The following is a 19,087-nucleotide window of genomic DNA, read 5'->3' as shown; positions in this document are numbered from 1 at the left end:
TCCTATTTAACCGTAACTGTTAGCATCGCAACTGGGTTTAACCATCTGTGTACTGTGTTATCGAGATCGCTCATCCCCGCTTCTAAATCGTCGTCACCTAAATTACCCGGATGAATATGCACCATCATATTTGTTTCGCTACTGGTGACGCCGCTGCCATTCATACCCGCATTGCCACCCGGTGCAGCAGGGATGCCTGGCGTGCCCGGCATGCCTGAGCCCTCAACAACAAGCTCATCATTGGCTTCGGTACCCGCATCATACGCATTGAGATAAACAGTGTAGGTACCAGCTTCTGCTGGGATCATCCAACTATCTAAACCTACAAAGCCATCATTGGTAGGCAGTAGCATTGCTGTTAGAGATAAGTAGTTATTGCCATCCTTGGTGGATAAGCTAGCCATCGTTGAGCTTGCTGGTGCCAGTAAACCCTCAGCTGGGTTGGCAACCATATCGCTGTTTGCGGCTGTGGCTTCACTCATTAACGGCTCGAGATTGCCGCCCTCAGCCATCGTTTGTAAGGCTGTAGAAGCAGGCATTGCAACGCTGAAAAGTTTATTGTCACTGTTATGAGCAGTAATGAGAATAGGGGTAAAGTGTAAACCTTGCGTGAGGTTAGTTAGTTTTATATCAAGCTCAGCAGCGTGGCTTGCAAGGCTGGTTACTGCGGATGCAGCGAACAAAGTTAAAGGTAAAGCTTTCATATTAGATTCCTGTTTTTGATGATTCAAAATCAGTATCGAATAGCAATATCCAGAAACCTTCACGAAGTTATCACATTTTTATCACAACGTTGATTACAGCCTTTTGTGTTGGTTGAGAGCTTTAAATTTAATCAATTTAGCTAGGGTAAAAGGTCATTAAGGTTTATAGTAGAGAAATAAACAGACCCATAACAAGGAATTTAAAATGGATGATAATCAAAAAGTTGAAATAATTGTGGCAGATAAAGAGCAGCGCATGTGGGCAATGTTTTGTCACTTAAGTGCCTTAGCTGGCTTGCTTTTCCCGTTCGGCTCGGTAATTGGGCCTTTGATTGTTTGGCTTGTAAAAAAAGAAGAAATGCCGCTCGTTGCAGAGCATGGCCGCAAGTCATTAAACTTTCAATTAACCATGATGATCGCCTACATTGTCTGCTTCATGCTGATGTTTGTTGTCATTGGTGTCATTCTGCTGCCATTGGTAGCGCTATTCTCATTAATTATGGTGGTAGTATCGGCGATTAAAGCCAACGATGGTAAAGAAGTTAAATACCCAATGGCGATAGAATTTATAAAGTAAGGTGGTTTGGGTATATTAAAAGCTCAGCCGTTTGCTGAGCTTTTTTATGTGATGTTTATGGCCTATTTATCGTTATTTCTCAGCGCGTTTATTTCCGCAACCTTATTACCTAGCTCTTCAGAATTAGTGATGACTGCTATGATAGCCAGTGGTGACTATCTACTTTGGTTATTATGGCTAAGTGCAACCGTGGGCAATGTGCTTGGGAGTTGCGTGAATTATTGGCTGGGCACGCAAGTCATGCGATTTAAAGACCGCAAATGGTTTCCCGTTTCAGAAAAGTCGATAGACAAAGCCGAAAAGCAATTCAATAAGTACGGTATTTACAGTTTGTTGTTTGCTTGGCTGCCTATTGTCGGGGACCCTTTAACGGTTGTTGGCGGAATTTTTAGGGTCAAGTTTTCGCTCTTTTTGTTTCTCGTAACCCTAGGCAAAGGCGCACGTTATTTAGCTGTGCTTGCCTTTGCGGTAGGGCTAGAAAAACTATTTTAGCTTTTTTGCCAATCAAGTGTCAGTGATACTGAATCAGCAAAACGCAGCGCATGAGGTTTATCGACGCGCACTTTGGCATAGTGAACACTTTGATGCTGGTGGCAAATTGCTAAAATTTCAGCAACCAATTTTTCTAACAGCAAAAAGTGGCCTTCTTCGACAAGGCTGATCACTTCTTTGGTGATGGTCTTGTAGTTTAGCGCTTTATCAACCGCATCAGTCTCACAAGCTTGATCAGCAGGGTAATGAATTTCTAAATTAATCACTACATCTTGCTTTTTCTCACGTTCCTCAGGGTTAAAACCAATAAAGGTTCGTAGCCTGAGATTAGTGACATTAATAATTGCGTTGGCCATCGTTACCCTCTAACTAGTTGTAAGAACTCGTTACGGGTTTTTGGATCGGCTCTGAAGTTACCTAACATAACTGATGTACGCATACTCGAGTTTTGCTTTTCAACACCGCGCATCATCATACACATGTGCTTTGCTTCAACAATTACGCCAACGCCTTTCGCACCAGTCACTTCTTCAACCGCTTTAGCAATTTGGTGGGTTAGCTGTTCTTGAATTTGAAAACGGCGAGCATACATGTCAACAATACGAGCAAACTTTGACAAGCCAAGTACTTTACCGTTTGGGATATAAGCAATATGACAGCGGCCAACGAACGGCAGTAAGTGATGTTCACACATAGAGTAAAGCTCAATGTCTTGGATCAATACCATATCATCGGCATCTGAAGTAAATACCGCATTGTTGGTGATTTCATCTAATGTTTGACGATAGCCTTTAGTCAGATACTCCATCGCTTTTGCAGCGCGCTTTGGTGTGTCGAGTAATCCTTCACGAGCAGGATCTTCACCCACTGCGCTAATTATTTGCTGGTAACTGTTTTTTAAATCATCGTGCATAGCTTTCTCAGTAATTCGTTATTTTAAATGTCTGCCACCATCAACAGGCATAGAACGACCTGTGATGTAGTGACTGTTTAGTAATAGTTCTACGCTGTTAATAATCTCGGCGCAGCCGGGCTCAATGCCCATTAGCGATTTCTTTAATGTTTTTGCTTTGTACTCGTCGCTGTCGTGTTCGTTAAAAATGATCAACGAAGGCGCAATTGCATTTACTTTAATGGCAGGTGCGAATTTAGCAGCAAACGACTTGGTTAAATTATCAAGCGCCGCTTTACTTGCAGCATAAGCTAGGTGTTTAGGACTGCCTTTCTCAACGACATAATCGGTTAAATGAATAATATCTGCGGCTTGGCCACTGTTTTGCTGATAATGTAATAGCAAGTCAGAGGCTGCTAAATTGATTAAATAGGGCGCTTTGGCGTGAATACGCATCATGTTGTCAAATAGGTCTGCGTAATCGTGGTTATTTGCTTCACAGTCCCAGCTAGACGCATTATGGATAATTGCTTTGAGTTGGTTGGTATGGGTTTTTAATTCTTCAATAAAATGCCCGATAGCTTGGTCATTGTTAAAATCGGCATGGATACAAATGGCACCTTTACCTGCAAGCACATCAATCGCTTCATGACGGGTACGGTAAGTTACTATTATTTCTTGCCCTTGCGCTAAAAAGTGCTCGGCCACAGCGAGTCCAATACGTTGGCCTGCGCCAGTAATTAAAATGGGCGATGACATAAACTAATATAAAACCTTAGATTTTTGATTTGAAAAGTAATGTATTTAACTGTAACAACTATAAACCAAATTACAGAACTATTTCACCTTTACTGCATTCATGTTGCCAAACATTCTACGCAATACTGGCAATCATAGATCAGTTGCCCGGTTTTCAGTCTCAGGCATAATAGCCATACTTGATACTTTTCTTTTTCATTATGCTTGCTGTCATTAAATCATTTAGCTGGCTACGAACCGTACCATGGCTATTTATTATCGCTGTTTATTGTACTTTATTGCTTTTGCAAGGCCCCGCTAATGCAGTGAGTAATTTTGTGACGCAATTGAGTATTGCTGCAACGATGGCGGTTGGCTCATTTGTCGCTGGTGGCACTGCTCTGGGAGGCGGTGCGGTAGCGTTTCCGGTAATGACCAAAATATTAGCGATAGAACCTGCGACAGCGAAAGTGTTTTCTCTTGCTATACAAAGCTTTGGTATGATAGCTGCTGCTTTAACAATTATTTTTAGCCGTATCCCTTATTACAAACAAGTGGTATTAATCGCGACGCCAATGGCTATTTTCGGCGCTATATTGAGTTTATTTTTCATTGCTGATCACTTACCAAGGTTAGCGGTGAAAGCGGTCTTTAGTGCACTATTATTATGTTTTGCGTTGACCTTAGCGTGGCGTATTTATCGGCGAGCTCAGCATATTTGTAGCCAGACAAAGATCACCGTAAATAAAACGCGAGTCGCGTTGATAGCTACGCTTGGTGGTGTTGCATCAGGATTGGTTGGGTCGGGCGCCGATATTGCTGTTTTTGCGCTGTTAGTTATTGCATATAACGCGAATATTCAACGTGCAACGGCAACCACAGTGATCATTATGGCTGTGACGTCTGTCGTAGCAAGTGTTATGAATTATTTTTACCTCGAGACTATTAACCCACAAATTCAAGCCTATCTATTAGCTGCTATTCCTGTTGTGGTACTGGGCGCACCGCTAGGTGCTTATGTGTGTGCAAGAGTGAAAAGTGGGCAACTCATTAGCTTTTTACTGCTACTCATTGCCCTAGAAGTGTCGTTTACTATTTATGAATTATTGATCGTTATTTAAAGCGCATCGTAAACCGTTGGGATTGCTTGGCGCTTATGCTGAGTACGTAAGTAAATAGCTGTTAGCTTTTCTTCGACTTCATTGCTGACATCTTTACCTTCTAAGAAATCATCAATTTGATCGTAAGTTAAGCCAAGCGCTTCTTCATCGGTAAGGCCTGGGCGGTCACACTCTAAGTCAGCGGTTGGGGCTTTATGTACTAGTACAGCTGGCGCACCTAAGTGCTCAGCAAGCGCACGAACTTGGCGTTTTGATAAACCAAATAACGGTGCTAAATCACACGCTCCGTCACCAAATTTAGTGTAAAAGCCAGTGATGTTTTCTGCACTGTGATCGGTACCAACCACTAAGCCTTGACAGAAACCGGCAATTTCGTATTGCGCAACCATGCGTTGGCGCGCTTTTACATTACCTTTGATAAAGTCGATTTTAGCTTGCTCTGGTAATTCAGCATTACCACCAACAACTGCAGCCATTGCTTGCTCATGCATGCCATCTACAGCAGCTTTGATATTAACCGTCATACGCTTACTCGGTTGAATAAAATCAACCGCGAGTTGTGCTTCGTCTTCGTCTGCTTGTACGCCATAAGGTAAGCGTACAGCAATAAATTGATATTCGTTGGTGTTGTGCTCTTGGTTTAGTTCATCAACAGCTAATTGGCATAAACGGCCACAGGTTGATGAGTCAACACCACCACTGATCCCTAATACAAGTGAGCGAGAGTGCGCAGCAATAAGTCGGCTTTTAAGAAAGTTAACGCGACGGGTAATTTCCGCTTTTACATCAATAGTTGGTTGGACTTTCATTTCCGCCAGAATGTCGGCACGCATGGTAGAGCTCCTATTTTTCGTTGTGGTTGTCAGCGTTTTATACATTATGTTACGGGCGTGATTTTTATTAAAGACCTAAATGCGCTTTTATTGCGTTAATTTGTTGCTTAAGATCTTCGATTTCGCTTCGTAATTGTTGCACTTCACTACTGTTGTCCTGAAAAGGCTCATTAGCTGCCATGTCTTCAGTAATGCTGTCTGGGTCTACAAATAAGTGCATGTAACGGCTTTCTCGTTTGCCAGGCTCTCGTGCTAAGCGTGCAACATATTCTTGCTCGATGAGTGCATTTAATGCTGCTTCGACTTCATTGACATTACTAAACTCAGCCAGTCGGTTGCTGCGAGTTCTTAGTTCTCCCGGTGTTTGCGGGCCTCGTAATAGTAACAAACAAATAATGGCGCGTTGCTGCTCACTAAATTGCAAACTGCCAAATTCGGTATTACAAAAGCGATGAGCATATTTATTTACACGCCCTGACAGTCCTTCATCAACCGTTACCAAGCGTGATGCAATAAGTTCATCAAGGGTATCTTGGACTTGCGCTTCAGTTAGAGACATTACTGGCTCACGGTTAGATTTTTGATTACATGCATTAGTAAGTGAGTTTAAAGATAATGGGTAATGTTCGGGTGTTGTACTTTGCTTTTCGAGTAAACAGCCAATAACGCGTTGTTGAATTGATGATAATTGCATGGTTTTACTCTCTTTCTTTATTCTTCAGTGCTTAGCCACACTGTTAACTTTTTATTGAGCGAGTCAAATTTAAGGGGCTTGGTGATGTAGTCGTTCATACCAGCGTTTAAACAACGTTCTTTGTCACCTTGCATTGCATTTGCTGTCAGTGCGACGATATTAACCCCTTGATGAGCTGCACCTGCTTTACCAGCACGAATGGCCCGTGTTGCTTGGTAACCATCCATTTCTGGCATTTGGCAATCCATTAACACTAAAAGATAAGGCCTTTGCTCACGACTTGAAAGTTTTGCAATTGCTTCAAGACCATTTTCGGCAATATCAAAACTAAAGCCTGCTTGTTTTAATAATGAGCCGGCGACCATCTGATTCACTTTATTATCTTCAACGAGCAAAACCTGTGACTCTGTATTACTGTTATTGGTTACAGCCTTGGTTATTAACGTTTCTTTACTGACTTGCTGCTGTTCAATGTACTTGTCATTTACTAGTGAATTAAATAAATCAGACTGTGTTAATGGTTTGAAGATAATACTCTCAACTTTTATTGTTTGTCTTGTTTGTTTTTCCGTAAGGTTCATTGGTGCCATCAGAATTCGTTTGCAGCTAGTGGCATTAAAGTACTTTAAGAACGCTTGTTGGTGCTCTTTTGTTGCGCTGCTATAAAACTGATAATCAACTAAAATTGCATCACAACCTTTATTGTCAGGCATTGAAGCAAAATTGATTAAGCTCGACATATCGCTATATGCTTCTACTTCAGCACCCCACAACTGCAACTGTTTTTTGGTGATATTGATACTTAGCCTACAGTTATCAGCAATTAAAATATGCTTTTTATCTAAGATGTGGCTAGGTTCAGGTGCTTGTTTTGTGTGATCACGTTTAACTTTTACAGAAAAATTAAAGGTGCTGCCTTCCCCATATGAGCTAATTACACTGACATCCCCCTCCATTAACTGGCAGAGCTGTTTTACAATCGCAAGCCCAAGTCCTGTCCCGCCGTATTGACGTGTGGTTGATGCATCTGCTTGTGTGAATGAGTCAAATAAGGTGGCTTGTTTTTCAGGTTTAATCCCAACGCCAGAATCAATAACAGAGCAGTTCAAAAACAACTCTTCGTCGCTTGTTTCGAGTTTGGCGATGACGATAATCTCACCATCTTTGGTGAATTTAACGGCATTACTCACTAAATTATTGATGATTTGTCTAATACGATTCGGGTCACTAATAATAAACCCATGATTAAGTTGTGTAGTATCTAACAGTAACTTGGTATTGTTTTGCTCTGCTTTGATAGCAAACGATTCAATCGTATCGCCAAGTAGTTTTAATACGTTGAAGCTCACATTTTCAATATCGAGTTTACCAGCCTCAATTTTAGAAAAGTCTAGAATATCATTAATGATATGCAGTAAAGACTCAGCCGATGATTGCGCCAAATCGATATGATGGCTTTGCTGGTTGTCTAATTTGGTTTGCTTAATGATATTGAGCATCCCAATCACGCCATTCATGGGTGTGCGGATCTCATGACTCATGCTCGCTAAAAATTCACTTTTGGCTTTTACTGCTTGTTCAGCTGCCTCTTTTGCTTGGACTAGCTGATGCTCAGTCTCTATACGGCGCTGACTTGCGTGTAAACTTCCAATTAACGCAGCAACAGCGATTAAAAAGCTCTCTTCATTTTTACTCCAATGTCTGCGGTTATGGCATTTTTCAGCGCACACTACCCCCATCGTTTTGCTTCCTGTTGGAATTATCACGGTGAGCATTGAGCGTATATTAAACCAATCTAGGTAATTGCTACGTAAATCGCTAGTCAGTGGGTGTTGCTGTGCATCACTGGCATTTATCACAGCGTGATTATTAATGGCATCAAAATAATTTTGAAATTCAATTTGTTGTAGTGATATTGCTTCACTAAATTCAGGCTGACTCTGGTCGTGAATCGCAAAGGTGTTGAGCGATTGGCGATCGTCACTGAATAACCAAATACTCGCGCGATCAATATCGAATGCATGGCAAATAGCTTGCACAATGACATGTTTAGAAAGGTTAAGGTTACCTGTCAGTACAGCATCATTGACGGTTAATGATGCAAGGATCTCGTTATGTAAGGCGATCTTGTTATTTTCGAGCTCTACTCGCTTACGGGTATCAATATTTTGCAGTGAGCCAAATAATTTTATACAGCGGCCATTTTTATGCTCAGCTTCTCCGTGTAACAGTACCCAAACTTCATCACCTTCAGCAGTGATAATCTCTACTTGTGTTTCAAAACTTTCACCATACTTAATTGCGCGCTCGTTAAGGCGGCGAATTTTTTCACGACTTTCACCGGCTTTGAAAAGAGTATAGTTCGTAGGCCATTCAGGCTGGACATTTAGGGGAAGCTTAAATATTTGCTTGGTCATGTCAGACCAATATACGGTTTTTTTCTCAAGGTTGAATGACCAAGCACCGACTTTGGCGAGGCTACTCATGGTTTCTAGCATTCGCTCGCTCTTGTGCTGTCGTTCAACCATACGTAAGAAGAATACTGAAGCGCCAGCAAACAAAATACAGAATGAAATAATGGCTAGTCTCAGTGGCCAAATTGCAGAGCTTGGAGGCTGCCATCCAGATTTAGGTGTGACATACATTTGCCACTCACCACCTGGAAAGTTAATTCTAAAACTCAGAGGGTTGGTGTTGAGCACGTCTTTAGAACCGTAAAAAAAGTCACCTTTTGAACCGCGGCCGTTGCGCCCTTGCAGCGCAACTTCATAATGTTGACTCAGTGCAATTAAACCTGAGTTACTGTAGATCTTATCTATATCGAGTACCACCGAGAGTAACCCCCAAAAAGTGAGCTCGGGTGGTGTGAATACGGGCATTCTTGCTATCAGCGCTTGGCCACCTTGCACCAGCTCTAATGGGCCAGCCATAACAATACGGTTTTCATCTCGTGCTCTAATTGCATCATCGCGTTGCCGAGGGGCTTCTAAAAAGTTTAGTCCAATAGATTTCTCATTCCCCGCAAGAGGGTAAGTCATCTGGATAATCATATCTGGGGCTGCGCCGATGTTTCTGAGCTCTGAGGAGGTTGAAAATAAGGGGCTAGCTATTTGCGTAAAGCGAGCTTGGTCTAAATTTGGCTCGGCAGCAACGGCAACAGCAAGGCCGCGCACAAGTTGAATGTTAGAAACCATCTTTGCTTCGAGTTCTGCGCGATAAGCGCTTATTTTCGCTAGTTCTTGAGAGCGAAAAGCATCTTTTTCACGATTGTAATTAATTTGCTCGATTAAAAGACCAATTACCACGATACAGGCAAGTGATAACCAGAAGGCTAGCTTCAATTTTTGTAGTTTTTTATTATCTGCTTCGGTCGCTAGCGGCATGAGAAATATCAGGTTTTATACTATCTACCTACTATAGACAATTTCTGTGGTAATTAACAATGAACAGCTAACCTAGGACGTTAAATTTAATTATTTGTATCGCAACACTATTTTTTCATAAAACTCAGGTTAATATACCAGGTTAATACAGTGTTACTTCAGCGCAAGGAAAATTGGCATGTTTAAGATAATCAAATGGCTACTCATAGGCCTGTTTGTATTGGTGTTACTGGCAACCGGGCTTGTTTATGGCGTATTAAATTTAAGTCTACCGACACTTGATGGCCGGGGTAAAAGTGATGCTATTTCGCAATCAGTAAAGATTGAACGGGACTCCTTAGGGCAGGCTGTTATTCATGCCGAGAACCGTTTAGATGCGGCCTATGCCTTAGGCTTTGCTCATGGTCAGGACCGATTCTTTCAAATGGACTTACTGCGCCGCAATGCGGCAGGTGAACTTAGTGAGTTATTTGGTAAAGCTGCTGTTGGGCTTGATAAAAAAATGCGTTTTCATCAATTACGAAAACGTAGCCAGATTGCAGTCGCGCAATTACCTGCTAAAGATAAAGTGCTATTGCAAGCATATGCAAATGGAGTCAATGAAGGCCATGCACAAGTTGGCTATGATAGCTTTGAATATTTGCTCACTGGCGCTGAAGCAAAACCTTGGCAAAGTGAAGACAGCTTACTAATCATTTTTAGCATGTACTTAGATTTACAAACTGCTACGTTTGAGCGTGACCAAACGCTGATCGAAATCGAAGACCTATATGGCAAAGCGATGGTCGACTTTATTACTCAGCCAAGCCAATATCAAGCCGCGCTCGATAACAGTCAGCTTGCACCTTATAACGGCGGTATTCCTGCGCTTAAAGACGCTTTATGGGCTTCGACCGAGATTGCAAACCGTAAAGAGCTTGGTAGTAATAACTGGGCAGTCACTGGGCAGCTAACTGAAACGGGTGCTGCAATGCTATCTGACGATATGCACTTATCATTTGCAGTGCCAATTATTTGGTATCGTGCGCAGCTTAATTACCCATTAAATGGTGAAATGCAACAAATAACTGGTGTGTCATTACCCGGGGCTCCAGCCATTGTTGTTGGGACCAATAATAAAATAGCTTGGGGATTTACTAATGGTTATCTAGATACTGCCGATTGGATTGCTCTTGAGAGTAAAGAGAAAACTTGGCTGATAGATGAACCCATCTTACTTAATGATGGCAACGTTGAAAATTATGCTTTAACCATGAGTGAGTATGGCCCTGTTAAAGAAATTAACGGCAAACCTTATGCCTTAAGTTGGGTTGCTCACCATGAGTATGCGGTTGATATGGAGTTGCTTAAGCTTGAGCAAGCAAACAATGTTGATGATGCATTAACGCTTGCTGCGGACGTTGGTATTCCAGTACAAAACCTGATAGTTGTTGATGATAAAGGTAATGCTGCTTGGAAAAATATGGGAGCAGTTCCCGCTCGTAAAATACCGCATCAATTAGCTGTTTCTGAGCAAGCGTATCCTGCTGCTTGGCATGAAAACGAAAGGCAGCGTCCATTTGTAAAAAACCCAGAAAGTGGTCGGTTATGGACAGGAAACTCACGGGTTGTTTCTGCGCAAGATAATCAGCGTTTTGGTAATGGTGGCTATGCAATGGGGGCTCGCTCTGCACAAATTCGCGATCGCTTATTTGAAAAACAGCAGTTCAACGAACAAGATTTTTATGACTTACAACATGATAACGAAGCACGCTTCTTAACTGCTTGGCATCAATTACTAGTCAAACAGCTTAGCGCTGCAGGCGATAAATATGCCTTATATTTAAATGAATTAAACAATTGGCAGGCGTGCGCTTGTAGTGACTCAGTTGGCTATACCTTGGTAAAACGTTATCGCAGTGAAGTGATCAATGGTTTATTTAGTCCAATTGAGAATAAGCTAAAAGCTCTCGATAGTAGCTTAAAGCCAGTAAAACGAGACTTAGAGCCTGCCGTTTGGCAACTTATCAAAGCTCAGCCTCAAACATGGTTAAATCCTAAGTACGAAAATTGGCAGCAACAAATGTTAGGCGCCTTTGATCGCGTGATTACTAAACTCACAGAGCAGTACGGCAACAATCCACACAGTTGGCAATGGGGTAAGGTCAACGAATTAGTGATTGAGCACCCGTTTGCCAAACAAATACCCGTACTTAAAAGCTTGTTAAATATGCCTGTAGCCCCTGGTTTTGGTGATACCTTTATGCCTGCGGTACAAGGGCGTAGCTTTGGTGCTTCGCAGCGTTTTATTGTACAACCAGGACACTTAGATAATGCCATTATGGCTATACCTGGTGGTCAATCGGGACATCCATTGTCGGAATTTTATAGAGCTGGATTCAACGACTATGTCAGCAATGGTTTAACGCCATTATTGCCTCAAGAGATTGCTCACAGTATCACCATTGATGCGGTTAATTAACCGCATCAGCATCCTTAAAAGCAGGACATTCTCCCTTGGCAACGGTCGTTTGGTTGCGTCCTGCATGCTTGCTTCTATAAAGAGCCTCATCGGCATGTTGCAACATTTTTTCTATCGAAGCGAGTGGTTGCCACTCAATGAGTCCAAAGCTCATAGTTACATTGATATCAGGGAAATCAGGATGCGCTTCTAGCTCGGCGATTTTTATACGCAAAGTTTCAATTTTTGCGTAGGCTTGTTTTGCATCTGTATTGGTTAATAATAATAAAAATTCTTCGCCGCCCCAGCGTACAGCAATATCTTCATCATTGATGAATTGGCTAATTAGTTTGGCAACATTAATGAGTATCGTATCACCCTTATCATGGCCGTAGTTGTCATTGATATTTTTAAACTTATCGATATCTGCCATAACAATACAAATATTGCTATCTTGCTCAATACTTTTCTTATGTGCTGAGGTAATTAATTTTTTTGCAAAACGACGATTATAAAGTTTGGTGAGAGGATCGCGGGCTGCCATTTCTGTTAACTCAATTCGTTGTGATATGGTGATTTCTCTAATTAAACCCATGCCGTATACCATGGGTAAGCCAGCAATAATAATATTTATCACATTAACGTGTGGAAGTAATTCTGGGTAAGCAAAGCTGTACTGAACGTCCGCAAAAAACACATAGAGAAGGGCGAATGTGGCAATCATTACTAAGCTATAGATTGCCGCTCGTTTAAAAGTTAATTGGTAGTCGATCATTAAAATACAAGAGACTGTCCACAAGTAAAACTGAAACCCCGCACCTAAACCAAGGGTGGCACAGACAATCACAGCATGAATAATTACTTCAAGGCAAAATACTCGAAGTGCCAGGGAAGTCAGTCCTTGCTTAATTAAAAAGATGCCGCTGGCCCAAGCGAGAACACTCAAAATATTAACTAAAGCAAGCATGTTTGCACCTATATGGGCAAACGCGGGGATTAGCAAGACATGAACAATGAGCGCGAAATAGGCAATTTTACAAATAATTAGAAACTTAACGTGCTCAATCTCTTCTAAGCCAGATTGCTTTGATTGTTTTAGTAGACGTTTGATCAATCCCACCTCAAATACACATGGAGTGTAGCGTAATTATAGATGAAAAGTTGAGCAATGCAGGTTTATAATTGATCGCTTTTGCTGTGTAAACGCTTGCAGCGAATGTTTATCAGTGAAGATAAGCGTTTGTTCACATCACGTTTGTTAAGCTTTGGGTCTTGGCAGAGTGGGGATTTGATGCCACTCTAGTTAAAGCTAATCTAGAAACATGCTGACTGAATGTTTGCTTTGCTTGTTATCTCGTGCCTAAAAAAGGAGTATCTATGCCGGCCGAAAAAACGCATTTAGAGATCTGTAATCTAACTAAAGAACAGTACCCACAAATAAAAACTCTTATGGACCAAGCATATCCAGGGCTTGGCGGTGCATGGCCAAGCCACACCATTTTTAGGCTGATAGATCAGTTTCCAGAAGGACAAATAGGCATTGTTGACGATGGTGTTTTAGTGGGCATCGCGTTAAGTGTTCAGGTAGATTACGCGCGTTTTTCGAACCCGCATACCTATGAAGATATTGTTGATGGCCATGACAGAGTATTTAGTGACCCTGAAGGCGATGCGCTTTATGGTTTAGATGTGGTTATATCATCAACTCACCGAGGGATGCGACTTGGGCGCCGTTTATACGATGCACGTAAAGAGCTGTGCCGTCAGTATAACTTACGCGCTATTTTAGCGGGTGGGCGAATTCCGCGTTATTACAATCACAGTACAGAAATGTCGCCAATGGAGTACATCGAAAAAGTTGACCACAAAGAGCTTTATGATCCGATTTTAAGTTTTCAGCTTTCTAATGACTTCCAAGTAAAACGTTTACTCAAAAAGTACCTTCCTGAAGATCAAGAATCTGTCGGTTATGCCACTTTACTAGAGTGGAATAACATTATGTTTGAGCCGACTGATACGGTACTTGAGTCAACCAAGTCAATTGTCCGAGTCGGTGCCGTACAATGGCAAATGCGTTGTGTTGAGTCTGTTGAAGAGCTTCTCAAACAGGTGGAGTATTTTGTTGATACGGTATCTGATTATAAAAGTGACTTTATTCTGTTTCCGGAATTCTTCAATGCGCCATTAATGGGCCTCACTGAGCAAAGTAATCAAACTGAGGCAATTCGTTATTTAGCGGAGTACACAGAAACTTTTCGTGATGCAATGTCGCGTATGGCAGTTGAATATAATGCCAATATTATCACCGGGTCTATGCCGCTAGCTGAAGGCGATAAGATTTATAATGTCAGCTATTTATGTCACCGAAGCGGTAAGATTGATGAGCAGCGTAAAATTCATATTACGCCTCACGAACAAAATGACTGGGTGATCCAAGGGGGTGACAAAATTGCTGTATTTGAAACAGATGCAGGTCGTGTCGGTATTCAAATTTGTTACGATGTCGAGTTTCCTGAGCTTTCACGTATTCTTGCAAAGCAAGGGTTGGATATCTTATTTGTGCCATTTTGGACTGATACTAAAAACAGTTACCTACGTGTTCGTCATTGTGCACAAGCGCGTGCAATTGAAAATGAATGTTATGTTGTGATTGCGGGTTCTGTTGGTAATTTACCTGAGGTAGAGAGTTTAGATGTACAGTATTCTCAATCGGCTGTTCTTACCCCTTCTGATTTTTCGTTTCCGCATGATGCAACCTTGAATGAAGCAACACCTAATACTGAAATGCTGTTATTCAGTGATCTAGATATGGATAAGCTGAAAATCCTTCACAGTGAAGGTACAGTTAGAAACTTAAAAGACCGCCGTGAAGACTTATATGACGTGATCTTGAAAAAACGAGACCAATAATGGCGTGGTTGTATTTAATTGTTGCTGGACTGCTAGAGATTGGCTGGCCAGTTGGTCTTAAAATGTCTCAAGAAGCTGACAGTCGCTGGTTAGGTATTGCGATAGCCGTTGCCTTTATGGTCGCAAGTGGCTTTATGTTGTGGTTGGCGCAAAAAGATATCCCAATGGGAACATCCTATGCTGTATGGACTGGTATAGGGGCAGCAGGCACCTTCTTGGTGGGTATTTTATTTTATGGTGATGCTGCGACATTTGGCCGCATTGCCGGAGTACTTTTAATAATAAGTGGTGTGATAACTCTTAAAATTAGTCATTAACTAAATTAAAAGCGGCATAGCCGCTTTTTTAATGACAAAAATGTAACTAACTAGGTAGCATAACAAGAATGGCTGCCAGTGCAATTAACAGAAGCCCTGCTGTATCTTGGCGTTTTAATGGCTGCTTTAGCCAAAGTATCGATACCATAATGGTAAAGAAAACTTCAACTTGTCCTAGTGTTTTTACATAAGCAACGTGCTGCAAACTCATAGCACTAAACCAACCTATCGAGCCTAAGCAGCTACAAACACTGACTGCCGTGGTAGTGCCTTTGTGATGCCACATCTTTTTAAACGTATCGCGCTCTTTGAATGCAATATACACGCACAGCATCAACGTTTGTAAGCTAATTATCAGCAGCAATACCCACGCAGCTGAGTACGGGAAAGTCAGTCCTGAATTTAAGCTTGCCTCACGGATCCATGAAGATGAAAGCGCAAATGAAGTGCCACAAGCCAGCCCAAGTAGGGCAGTGCCTAAATTAAAGTGTTTAACATTCGCGATGCCACTCAATAGCAGTACGGCGATAGCACCAATAAATACCCCAATCCAGCCAAGTAATGAAAGTGCAGAGCCAAAAAACATAACACCTAAAATCGCTGCCATTAGCGCTTCACTTTTGGCAAGCCCGGCACCCACAGCAAAGTTATTCATTTTAAAAAGCTTTACCATCAAACCAGTGGCAACGATTTGAACAATACTGGCACCAACAATGTAGCTAATAAAAGCTAAGTTAAAGTCAGGAATAGCTGCATCTTGGTATTGATATAGTGCTAATAAATAAAGGGCCGCTATAGGACTGGCAACAATGAAGCGAGCAAGTGTTACCCCAGCAACACTGACCGTCGCACTGAGTTTACTTTGCAGCGCATTGCGCCATGACTGCATAAATGCTGCAAAAATGGTTAAGAAAATCCAAGTCATATTGAAAATAAATTAATTAGGAGAGGCAATTAGAGTAACAAAACCAAAGAATGAGAGCATTAGCTTATCGACCAACTTGAGAAAAACTCAGCTGTGACAATATGCCGCAGGGCTTTTAGGTAAGCATTAGGCTATAGTGACAATGATGCTATTGCTGGCCGCTGCTGTTATAAGTAGCGGCTTTTTTTTGTTTACGATAGGGTAGAGAGTAATTTAAACAAGATAAGGAAATATCATGACAACACTGATTATCTGCGCACTCATCGCAGTACTCATTCCCTATTTAGCTAAAGCACCTGTGGCTTTTGCACAAAATAAGTTGTCAGGCTATGACAACAAGCACCCACGTGAACAACAAGCAAAACTAACCGGCTTTGGTGCTCGTGCATTGGCTGCACACCAAAATAGCTTTGAATCGTTGATTATTTTTGCAGTAGCGCTGGCGGTCGTAATCGGTAGCAATAATATCTATCAGGTGACTGAAACCCTTGCGATTATGCATGTTATTGCCCGTGTGTTGTATTGTATTTTTTACTACATAAACCAGGATATTTTGCGCTCACTAGTCTGGCTAGTGGGTTATGTTTGTGCTGTGGCTATGATTGCACTTTGCCTCTAGTCACAAGGCTATGAGTTAAAAACCACAAAGCAAGCGGCTTAAATAAGGCGCTTGCTTTAGGGTCTTAAGTTGTTACTGCTTATTTCGAACTAACTTTAATTTTCTCAATTAAATCATTTGCTTGATAGTTTTCGTCTAAGGCAAAGTCGAGTTGTACTAAGGCGTTTTTAAAGCCAGATTCAGATGGCGCATATTGCCATTGTTTTAAGGCTCTTTTCGCTTCTCGATTGAAAACATCTTCAGGCTCCGCACTTACCACACTAACATTGCTGGTGGCGCCACTTGGTAAAATATCGTATTTCAAAACGACTGAACCGCTAATGCCTTGCTCTGCAGCTCGAATTGGGTATATCGGCTCTACGCGCATAACCGCTTGATAGTCTTTTGTCTTTTCAACTGACATAGGCTGTTTTGCAATGGCAAAGCTGCTAAGCATGCCCGCTGTAAAAATAACTAACGCTGTTTTTGCAATAAATGAGCTGTTATCGATCTGCTTTATTTGATTTAGACGTTGTAACATGGTGTTTTTATCTCCGTATTGTGAATAAGCCATTAAGCCTGCTCTACTAAAGCTTGCACAGTGCACTAATGCCTTACTGTATAAAATTCGTTGTTCTGTCGATTTATTTTTGAGCACTTGCTCATCACATGAAAGCTCTTGTATACGGCGCAAGCTCGCATAACCAAGCCACGCAAGAGGGTTAAACCACAGCAAAATAGTGGCACTTAAAGCGATGGCGTTTATTAGGTTGTCTTTGCGTTTAATGTGCACTGATTCATGTTCTAAAATAAGTGCTAAAGCAAGGTTGTCGTAGTGACTATGGTAATTTGTTGGCAGCACTAACTTGGTGTTAATAACGCCCACAACCATAGGTGAACTTATTTGTTTACTTTGATATAAGCACAGACTTTGGATACTGTGATGGTCGACTGTAATCTGCTCTAATTGCAGTTTGGCTAAAAAGCGGTAATGAAAGTAAACGGCAGTGAGTAGCAGCGCAGCAGTTACAAGGACATAAACAGCGAACCAAGTTGGTGTAAATTGCGGCATTATTGCTGTGTTTGGCGTGATAGTCAGCTTACTGATAAAGTTGTTTTGTATCGGCTTTAAGTGATCTGGTAGGTTCGCTAAAAATAAACCAATAGGTAAAAGCGCCCAAAGTGTATAAACCAAGCGAGCCGACAGCTGACTTAGTAGCTTTCGCTCTAGCAGCAATAAAAACATAATTGCAGATGAGATCAAAAGCTGTTGATCTAACAGCCAATTAAAAAATGCATCTAACATAACAAAGCCTTACTTTTGCTGTTTTTCCCAATCATCAATGACCTTTTTTAGCTCATCAATATCATGTTGCGAGAGTTGCTCTGATTTAGCAAAACCACTCACTAATGGCGCAATACGGCCATTAAAGAAGCGTTCAATAAAGCTTTGGCTTTCTTTTAATGTGTATTCTTCACGGGCGATGCAAGGGGTGTAGTTATATTGGCGACCTTGTTTTTCGAAGCTTAGTGCGCCTTTTTTAACTAAACGGCTCAACAGTGTTTTAATGGTTTTTTCGTGCCATTCTTTATCGTCACTTAAACGCGCAATTACTTCACTTGCAGTGGCAGGGTAGCCAAGCCATACCGCATCTAATACTTCGAATTCTGCTTTAGAAAGTTCAATCATTTTTATACCTACAGATGTAATCTTTATTTTAAGATTACACTTGTAATCAATTAATGCAAACTTTTTTGTTAGAGAATGTCACTTTTTTTGATACTGACTATGTGCCCTTCGGGCAAATTCAGCGTGGTGAGTGAAAGCTTTGCGATATCTGTGCGGTAAAGGTCTATGACTTTGTAGCCACAATAACGTGTCATTTTTCGTATTTGCCGGTTTAAGCCTTGTTTTAAGACGATGTAAAACTGCGTTTCGGTCACTTGAGTCACCTCACAAGGAAGGGTTATTTGCTTATCTACGGGTACGCCATCTGCCATTTTGTCACAGAAGACGCTATCAAGAGGCTTATCTACCGTAACTAAATAGCGTTTGGGTTGATGATAATCAGGGTGGATCAGTTGATTACAAAACTCACCGTCATTGGTCAAAATTAACAAACCTCGGGAGTCTTTGTCGAGCCGGCCAATTGGGTAAACGCGAGTGGTTTTAGGCAGACTATGAATAAGACTGGTTGGGTCGTCAGCATTTAATTTGCAATCAATACCAACGGGTTTGTGATACGCAAAGTAGGTTAGTGGCGCTTTTTCTGAAATTTTTTCGCCACGTACAATCACATCATCATGTTCATCAACGTGATCTATATGATTTGCAGCACGGCCATTTACTGTTACCTCACCTTGATCTATCAAGCGCGATGCTTGTTTTCGAGAGCAAACACCTGCATGGGCAATAAATTTGGCAAGTCGTACTTTTTCAGTCATGAGTGATTTTTGTACAAT

General features: G+C 41.5%; 19 protein-coding genes. 7 read left to right on the top strand and 12 right to left on the bottom strand.

The window, feature by feature from the left end; all coding sequences use genetic code 11:
* Nucleotides 1-2: 2 nt before the first annotated feature.
* The gene (locus L1D46_RS02350; RefSeq protein WP_239976707.1) at nt 3-704 is read right to left on the bottom strand and encodes a spondin domain-containing protein; all 702 of its coding nucleotides are present in this window, start codon (nt 702-704) and stop codon (nt 3-5) included.
* A gap of 205 nt (nt 705-909) precedes the next feature.
* Between L1D46_RS02350 and L1D46_RS02345 the strand changes: the two genes are divergently transcribed.
* Both L1D46_RS02345 and L1D46_RS02340 read left to right on the top strand, forming a co-directional pair.
* Complete coding sequence (locus tag L1D46_RS02345; RefSeq protein ID WP_130050064.1) at nt 910-1,281, top strand: DUF4870 domain-containing protein; 372 nt, start codon at nt 910-912, stop codon at nt 1,279-1,281.
* Nucleotides 1,282-1,338: 57 nt separating this feature from the next.
* The gene (locus L1D46_RS02340; protein ID WP_167658820.1) at nt 1,339-1,773 is read left to right on the top strand and encodes a YqaA family protein; all 435 of its coding nucleotides are present in this window, start codon (nt 1,339-1,341) and stop codon (nt 1,771-1,773) included.
* Here L1D46_RS02340 and folX read toward each other — a convergent pair.
* The 3 genes from folX to folM are packed head-to-tail and all read right to left on the bottom strand — an operon-like array spanning nt 1,770 to nt 3,424.
* The gene (folX, locus tag L1D46_RS02335; protein ID WP_054554637.1) at nt 1,770-2,129 is read right to left on the bottom strand and encodes a dihydroneopterin triphosphate 2'-epimerase; all 360 of its coding nucleotides are present in this window, start codon (nt 2,127-2,129) and stop codon (nt 1,770-1,772) included. The two genes, L1D46_RS02340 and folX, sit on opposite strands and share 4 nt — an antisense overlap.
* A gap of 2 nt (nt 2,130-2,131) precedes the next feature.
* Nucleotides 2,132-2,686 (bottom strand): GTP cyclohydrolase I FolE, encoded by a 555-nt coding sequence (gene folE / locus L1D46_RS02330; protein WP_063700628.1) that lies wholly within the window; start codon nt 2,684-2,686, stop codon nt 2,132-2,134.
* An 18-nt stretch (nt 2,687-2,704) separates the two neighbouring features.
* Nucleotides 2,705-3,424 (bottom strand): dihydromonapterin reductase, encoded by a 720-nt coding sequence (gene folM, locus L1D46_RS02325; RefSeq protein WP_130050063.1) that lies wholly within the window; start codon nt 3,422-3,424, stop codon nt 2,705-2,707.
* Nucleotides 3,425-3,729: 305 nt separating this feature from the next.
* Here folM and L1D46_RS02320 point away from each other — a divergent pair, with 305 nt between their 5' ends.
* On the top strand, nt 3,730-4,524 hold the full coding sequence (locus L1D46_RS02320; protein WP_239976706.1) for a sulfite exporter TauE/SafE family protein: 795 nt from the start codon (nt 3,730-3,732) through the stop codon (nt 4,522-4,524).
* Here the strand turns inward: L1D46_RS02320 and nadE are convergent.
* The 3 genes from nadE to L1D46_RS02305 all read right to left on the bottom strand — a co-directional run bounded on the left by nadE (nt 4,521) and on the right by L1D46_RS02305 (nt 9,434).
* The gene (gene nadE / locus L1D46_RS02315) at nt 4,521-5,357 is read right to left on the bottom strand and encodes an ammonia-dependent NAD(+) synthetase (protein ID WP_130050062.1); all 837 of its coding nucleotides are present in this window, start codon (nt 5,355-5,357) and stop codon (nt 4,521-4,523) included. The two genes, L1D46_RS02320 and nadE, sit on opposite strands and share 4 nt — an antisense overlap.
* Nucleotides 5,358-5,424: 67 nt before the next feature.
* Entirely contained in the window at nt 5,425-6,051 is a 627-nt protein-coding gene (locus tag L1D46_RS02310; RefSeq protein WP_130050061.1) for a DUF480 domain-containing protein, read from the bottom strand.
* 17 nt (nt 6,052-6,068) lie between these two features.
* Nucleotides 6,069-9,434 (bottom strand): ATP-binding protein, encoded by a 3,366-nt coding sequence (locus L1D46_RS02305; RefSeq protein WP_239976705.1) that lies wholly within the window; start codon nt 9,432-9,434, stop codon nt 6,069-6,071.
* 178 nt (nt 9,435-9,612) lie between these two features.
* Between L1D46_RS02305 and L1D46_RS02300 the strand changes: the two genes are divergently transcribed.
* Nucleotides 9,613-11,895: a penicillin acylase family protein gene (locus L1D46_RS02300; protein ID WP_239976704.1), complete on the top strand. Its 2,283-nt coding sequence runs from the start codon at nt 9,613-9,615 to the stop codon at nt 11,893-11,895.
* Here L1D46_RS02300 and L1D46_RS02295 read toward each other — a convergent pair.
* Nucleotides 11,888-12,988, bottom strand: a complete 1,101-nt coding sequence (locus L1D46_RS02295; protein WP_175580476.1) for a GGDEF domain-containing protein — start codon at nt 12,986-12,988, stop codon at nt 11,888-11,890. The two genes, L1D46_RS02300 and L1D46_RS02295, sit on opposite strands and share 8 nt — an antisense overlap.
* Before the next feature lie 263 nt (nt 12,989-13,251).
* Here L1D46_RS02295 and L1D46_RS02290 point away from each other — a divergent pair, with 263 nt between their 5' ends.
* Both L1D46_RS02290 and L1D46_RS02285 read left to right on the top strand, forming a co-directional pair.
* A complete protein-coding gene (locus tag L1D46_RS02290; RefSeq protein ID WP_239976703.1) occupies nt 13,252-14,784 on the top strand; it encodes a carbon-nitrogen hydrolase family protein in 1,533 nt (510 codons plus the stop codon).
* Nucleotides 14,784-15,101 carry a multidrug efflux SMR transporter gene (locus L1D46_RS02285; protein ID WP_130050057.1) on the top strand — a complete coding sequence of 106 codons (318 nt, stop codon included), beginning with the start codon at nt 14,784-14,786 and terminating at the stop codon, nt 15,099-15,101. Before L1D46_RS02290 ends, L1D46_RS02285 begins: the two co-directional genes overlap by 1 nt.
* Nucleotides 15,102-15,147: 46 nt before the next feature.
* Here L1D46_RS02285 and L1D46_RS02280 read toward each other — a convergent pair whose 3' ends face one another.
* A complete protein-coding gene (locus L1D46_RS02280) occupies nt 15,148-16,026 on the bottom strand; it encodes a DMT family transporter (protein ID WP_239976702.1) in 879 nt (292 codons plus the stop codon).
* 235 nt (nt 16,027-16,261) lie between these two features.
* Here L1D46_RS02280 and L1D46_RS02275 point away from each other — a divergent pair, with 235 nt between their 5' ends.
* Nucleotides 16,262-16,645 (top strand): MAPEG family protein, encoded by a 384-nt coding sequence (locus L1D46_RS02275; protein ID WP_178926464.1) that lies wholly within the window; start codon nt 16,262-16,264, stop codon nt 16,643-16,645.
* A gap of 79 nt (nt 16,646-16,724) precedes the next feature.
* Here the strand turns inward: L1D46_RS02275 and L1D46_RS02270 are convergent, their stop codons facing one another.
* The 3 genes from L1D46_RS02270 to L1D46_RS02260 all read right to left on the bottom strand — a co-directional run bounded on the left by L1D46_RS02270 (nt 16,725) and on the right by L1D46_RS02260 (nt 19,069).
* Nucleotides 16,725-17,930 (bottom strand): TonB family protein, encoded by a 1,206-nt coding sequence (locus L1D46_RS02270; protein ID WP_239976701.1) that lies wholly within the window; start codon nt 17,928-17,930, stop codon nt 16,725-16,727.
* Between the two features lie 9 nt (nt 17,931-17,939).
* Entirely contained in the window at nt 17,940-18,314 is a 375-nt protein-coding gene (locus L1D46_RS02265) for a BlaI/MecI/CopY family transcriptional regulator (RefSeq protein ID WP_054554650.1), read from the bottom strand.
* A gap of 68 nt (nt 18,315-18,382) precedes the next feature.
* The gene (locus tag L1D46_RS02260) at nt 18,383-19,069 is read right to left on the bottom strand and encodes a pseudouridine synthase (protein WP_130052216.1); all 687 of its coding nucleotides are present in this window, start codon (nt 19,067-19,069) and stop codon (nt 18,383-18,385) included.
* Nucleotides 19,070-19,087 lie beyond the last annotated feature (18 nt).

The sequence above is a fragment of the Pseudoalteromonas sp. Isolate3 genome, from assembly GCF_022398505.1.
GTDB lineage: Bacteria > Pseudomonadota > Gammaproteobacteria > Enterobacterales > Alteromonadaceae > Pseudoalteromonas > Pseudoalteromonas apostichopi.
The sequence above is the reverse complement of the archived record's forward strand: the minus strand, read 5'-3'. Positions and strand labels throughout refer to the sequence as shown.